Source organism: Albidovulum sp. (genome assembly GCF_049646345.1).
In the GTDB taxonomy this organism is placed as follows: domain Bacteria; phylum Pseudomonadota; class Alphaproteobacteria; order Rhodobacterales; family Rhodobacteraceae; genus Albidovulum.
This window is the reverse complement of sequence record NZ_JBARVQ010000153.1, coordinates 1-5,215: the sequence shown is the minus strand read 5'-3', so window position 1 is coordinate 5,215 and position 5,215 is coordinate 1. Positions and strand designations below refer to the sequence as shown.

Sequence of the window (5,215 nt, the reverse complement as noted above, 5' to 3'; positions counted from 1 at the left end):
GGATCGTAGCGGCGCATCATGAATTCTGCGAATGTCTGGCGGCCTTCAAAGCGTTCTTCGCGCAGCACTGCAATTCGCTGATTCACGATGGCTTCATAGGCCCCTGTCGCGCCGAATCGGAAACTTGACTGCGCTGCCATGTTTTCCAGTTCAGCCGAGATTGAGAGCAGGTCCTTCAGCGTAGCCTCCGGCGAAGAAACGTCTCCGGTCATCGCGCCGACGAGATGGGTCAGCTGTCTGTCAATCGGTCCGAGATCTGCCGACAGCCGCCGCGCGCGGGTCAGGCCCAGCATCGACATCGCCTTGTAGGTTTCGATTTCGCAGAGCCGCTGCGCGATCCGTCCGGTGCGACGAGCACCCGCTGAGGGGGACGCGAAAACGGCAATGCGCATATGGCCAGACGTGTCGATGCGAAAATCGCTTGCGATCACGGCCGATCCATCGAGAACCTGGCTGACGGCAAGGCTTTCGGGGACGAACCAATCGTCGAGTTTCGGCACGATCCGGGCGAAATCCTTGGTCAGTTCGATACGGATCATTGCCGATGTGACGCGGACACCCGGCGCGGTTTTCAGCCAGTCACCGGGAAAGACATCGAAGCAGACAGGATCGAAAGGCCGCTGTGCATTCCCAGTGCCGAAGATCGTGTAGGTCACGAACTCGGTATGGCTTTCCCATTTCAAGCTGTATTTGCCGATGTCTCCGAAATAATGCGTGGCATCGGGCTGCGGATGAGGTGCGCCAAAGCGGTCGAGGAGCGCGAGCAGATGTGCCCGGTCAGCGGCCCTGTCGCGGTTGGCGGCATTATGCTCTGGCTTGATCGCGATATAGGCCGCAAAGCAAGGCGCATCCAGCGAAGGGAACGGGCGGGCATGAAGCTCATTCGCCAACGCGTAGCGCAAGGGATGATCGGGGATCGAAGGCATTGGCGCGTCCTTGAAGTCTTTCACGACGATTAAGCCAAACGCCCCGCGCCGAAAACACCCAAGGGGCAAAAACCGGTGATTGGCGTGGTATACTGCCGTCGACTTGCAGCCGTGCTACACCTTGCGCCGGGCTTTTCCGTTCAGCGCTGAAAAACCGATCAGGCCCAGAACGGAAAGCCCCGCCCCGGCAGTGAAGGTCGCTCCCGGCCCCAGCGCCTGCCAGAGCCAGCCGGCAAGAACGCTGGCGATCAACAGAGCCACGCCACTGACGAGGTTGAAGACACCGAACGCCGTGGCCCGGTATTCGAGCGGCGCTGTTTCAGCAACCAAGGCGGCCAGAACGCCCTGCGTCAGGCCCAGATGCAGCCCCCAGAAAGCCGCGCCCGCCATGACCTGACCGGTGCCAGACGCCAGCGCCAGCAGCGTGTCGCTGAAGATCAGCACCATGAATCCCGCGATCAGCAGTCCTGACCGCCCAAAGTTGTCCGACAGGACGCCCGCCGGGTAGGATGCGAACGAGGCAACCGCGTAGATGATCACGAGGACCAGCGGCGCCAGCGCCAGCGCAAGACCATGATCCTCGGCCAAGAGGATGACGAAGGCTTCACTGAACCGGGCCAGTGTCAGCACAGCGCCGACTGCAACGACGCCCCAGAAAGGCGCACCCATCCGGACGAGCGCCGCGCGGTCGAGTTTCATCTTCGGTGGCCGCTCGGTGTGGCGCTCGGGTTCCCGCACGAGGAGGATCAGGACCAGAACCGCCAGCACTCCGGGAACCACCGCGACCCAGAAGACCGATCTGAAATCTCCGGCGAAAGCCCACATCAGGATCATTGCCAGCCCCGGTCCGACGAAAGCCCCGACATTGTCCAGCGACTGGCGCAGCCCGTAGGCCGCACCTTCCATGCCCTTTGGCGCAAGGTCACCCACCATGGCGTCGCGCGGAGCGCCCCTGATGCCCTTCCCGACCCGGTCAGCGAAACGCGCGCCAAGCACCCATCCTGCGGTCGGGGCGAGCGCGAACATAGGCTTTGACAAGGTGCCAAGACCATAGCCCAGAACAGTCAGCGGCTTCCGCCGTCCCGTACGGTCGCTAATCATGCCAGAGACCAGTTTCGTGATGTTGGCCGTCGCCTCACCAATGCCTTCGATCACTCCGACGGTGAGGGTGCTGGCCCCCAGAACGGAGACAAGGAAAACAGGCATCAGCCCGTGGATCATTTCCGATGAGACGTCCATCAGCAGGCTGACGATGCCCAGCGCCCATATGCTGCGAGGAAGTTTTTGGGCCACGCCCGACCTTTACAAATGAAAGCCCCGGCACTTGGCCGGGGCATCTGGTTCAGTTGATCAGCGGCAAGAGGCTGTCCAGGCTGGCCTTGGCATCGCCATAGAACATCCGCGTATTTTCCTTGTAGAACAGCGGGTTTTCGATGCCGGAATAGCCGGTACCCTGTCCGCGTTTACTGACGAACACCTGCTTGGCCTTCCAGCATTCCAGAACCGGCATCCCCGCGATCGGGCTGTTCGGATCTTCTTGCGCTGCCGGGTTAACAATATCGTTCGAACCGATCACGATGGCCACATCCGTGGATGGGAAGTCCTCGTTGATTTCGTCCATCTCCAATACGATATCGTAAGGCACCTTGGCCTCGGCCAGAAGCACGTTCATGTGACCGGGAAGACGGCCTGCAACCGGGTGGATGGCAAAGCGCACCTGCTTGCCGGCGGCACGCAGCTTGCGCGTCAGTTCCGCGACCGATTGCTGCGCCTGCGCCACTGCCATGCCGTAGCCCGGGATGATGATGACACTGTCGGCATCGTTGAGAGCGGCCGCCACACCGTCGGCGTCGATGGCGACCTGTTCCCCCGCGATCTCCATCGCGGGGCCGGCCGTATTGCCGAAGCCGCCCAGGATGACGCTGACGAACGACCGGTTCATCGCCTTGCACATGATGTAGCTCAGGATGGCACCCGAAGACCCCACCAGCGCACCGGTGACGATCAGCAGGTCATTGCCGAGCGAAAAGCCGATCGCTGCTGCCGCCCAGCCCGAATAAGAGTTCAGCATCGAAACCACGACAGGCATGTCGGCGCCGCCGATGCCCATGATCAGGTGGTATCCGATGAACAGGGCGGCCAGCGTCATCAAGAAAAGCGGCAGAAAGCCCCCGGTATTGAAGTACCAGATGAGACAGATGACCGAGAGCGCTGCGGCGCTCGCGTTCAGCATATGCCCACCCGGCAGCTTTTCGGCCTTGGAGGTGACCTTTCCGGCCAGCTTGCCGAAGGCGATGACAGAGCCGGTGAACGTCACGGCCCCGATGAAGACCCCGAGGAACAGTTCAACCCTGAGGATCGACAGTTCAACCGGTGTCTTGTGCGCGAGGACGGCGGCGAAGCCTTCAAGCGCATGGCGCGCGTCCTCACCCATCGACAGGACGTTGCCCAGTTCGAGATGCGCGTTGTAGCCGACGAAGACCGCGGCCAGGCCGACGAGCGAGTGCATCGCGGCGACAAGCTGCGGCATCTCGGTCATCTTGACGCGTTGCGCGACGTAGGTGCCGATGACACCGCCGCCCGCGACCAGCAGGACAGACAGAAGCCACAGGCCAGAGCCGGGCCCGATCAGCGTCGCGAGAACCGCAAGCGCCATGCCGACGATACCGTACCAGACAGCACGTTTCGCACTTTCCTGACCGGACAGCCCGCCGAGCGAAAGGATGAACAGGACAGCCGCAACGACATAGGCGGCGGTGGTAAAACCGAATTCCATCTCTGCGGCCCCCTTAAGATTTCTGGAACATGGCGAGCATGCGCCGGGTGACAAGGAAACCGCCGAAGATGTTTATCCCGGCCATGAAGATCGAAAGTGAGGCAAGAACGATCACGATGAACGATCCCGATCCGATCTGCATCAGCGCCCCCAGAATGATGATCGACGAAATCGCGTTGGTGACCGCCATCAGCGGCGTGTGCAACGAATGACTGACGTTCCAGATCACCTGAAAGCCAACGAAGACCGAAAGCACGAAGACGATGACGTGCTGCATGAAGCTTGCGGGTGCCACAAGGCCCACGCCCAGAAGCAGCGCCGCGCCGATCACCAGAAGCGTGACCTGGCTGCGGGTCTGTTTCTTGAACAGCGCCACTTCCTGCGCACGCTTCTCTTGGACTGTCAGTTCTTTCGGTTTTTCTTTCGGTTTCGCAGCGGCAATGGCCTGAATCTTCGGCGGCGGCGGCGGGAAGGTAATCGCGCCGTCATAGGTCGCGGTTGCGCCTCGGATCACGTCGTCTTCCATGTTGTGGTTGACCTTGCCGTCCTTGGCGGGCGTCAGGTCGGTCATCATGTGGCGTATGTTGTTGGAATAGAGCGTCGATGCCTGCGCCGCCATCCGGCTGGGGAAATCTGTATAGCCGACGACGGTGACGCCGTTAGGGGTGACGATTTTTTCGTCCGGCACCGTCAGGTCACAGTTTCCACCGCGTTCGGCGGCCAGATCGACAATTACCGAACCCGGCCTCATCATCTCGACCATGTCCTTGGTCCAGAGTTTGGGCGCCGGGCGACCGGGGATCAGCGCCGTGGTGATGACGATGTCCATATCGGGCGCGAGTTCGCGGAATTTCTTCAGCTGTGCTTCCCGGAATTCGGGGCTGGAGGGTGCTGCGTAGCCGCCGGTGGCGGCCCCGTCCTGCGCAGCCTCGGCGAAATCGAGATAGACAAACTCGGCGCCCATCGATTCAATCTGTTCAGCCACTTCAGGCCGCACATCGAATGCATAAGTGATCGCGCCAAGCGATGTCGATGTCCCGATCGCGGCAAGGCCCGCGACACCTGCACCGACGACCAGAACCTTGGCAGGCGGCACCTTGCCGGCGGCGGTCACCTGCCCGGTGAAAAAGCGGCCGAAGTTGTTGCCTGCCTCGATGACCGCGCGGTAGCCCGCGATATTGGCCATCGATGACAGCGCGTCCATCTTCTGGGCGCGGCTGATCCGAGGAACCATGTCCATCGCAATGACGTTCGCGCCCTTGTCCTTGGCCAGTTCCATCAGTTTTTCGTTCTGCCCGGGGTAGAAGAAGGAAATCAGGGTCTGGCCCTTTGTCAGCCGCTTGGCTTCCGCCTCTGACGGCGGGCGAACCTTGGCGACGATATCGGCGGCCTTCCAAAGGGCGGCGGCAGTTTTCACCACCTCGACACCTGCGGCCACATACGCCGCGTCCGAGAACCCGGCAGCGGCCCCCGCGCCAGCCTCGATCACGCAGTCATAGCCCAGTTTCTGCAG

4 protein-coding genes are annotated in these 5,215 nt (G+C 61.6%); all 4 read right to left on the bottom strand.

The features are described 5' to 3' along the window. A partial coding sequence (locus WBB85_RS03855; protein ID WP_432637303.1) for a DUF3422 family protein occupies positions 1-926 on the bottom strand: 926 nt, incomplete at its 3' end. A gap of 114 nt (positions 927-1,040) precedes the next feature. Further along, the gene (locus tag WBB85_RS03850; RefSeq protein ID WP_432637302.1) at positions 1,041-2,219 is read right to left on the bottom strand and encodes an MFS transporter; all 1,179 of its coding nucleotides are present in this window, start codon (positions 2,217-2,219) and stop codon (positions 1,041-1,043) included. Positions 2,220-2,268: 49 nt separating this feature from the next. Further along, positions 2,269-3,702 carry an NAD(P)(+) transhydrogenase (Re/Si-specific) subunit beta gene (locus WBB85_RS03845; RefSeq protein WP_432637301.1) on the bottom strand — a complete coding sequence of 478 codons (1,434 nt, stop codon included), beginning with the start codon at positions 3,700-3,702 and terminating at the stop codon, positions 2,269-2,271. Positions 3,703-3,715: 13 nt separating this feature from the next. Further along, positions 3,716-5,215, bottom strand: a 1,500-nt coding sequence (locus WBB85_RS03840; protein WP_432637300.1) for a Re/Si-specific NAD(P)(+) transhydrogenase subunit alpha, incomplete at its 5' end; no start/stop codon positions are given.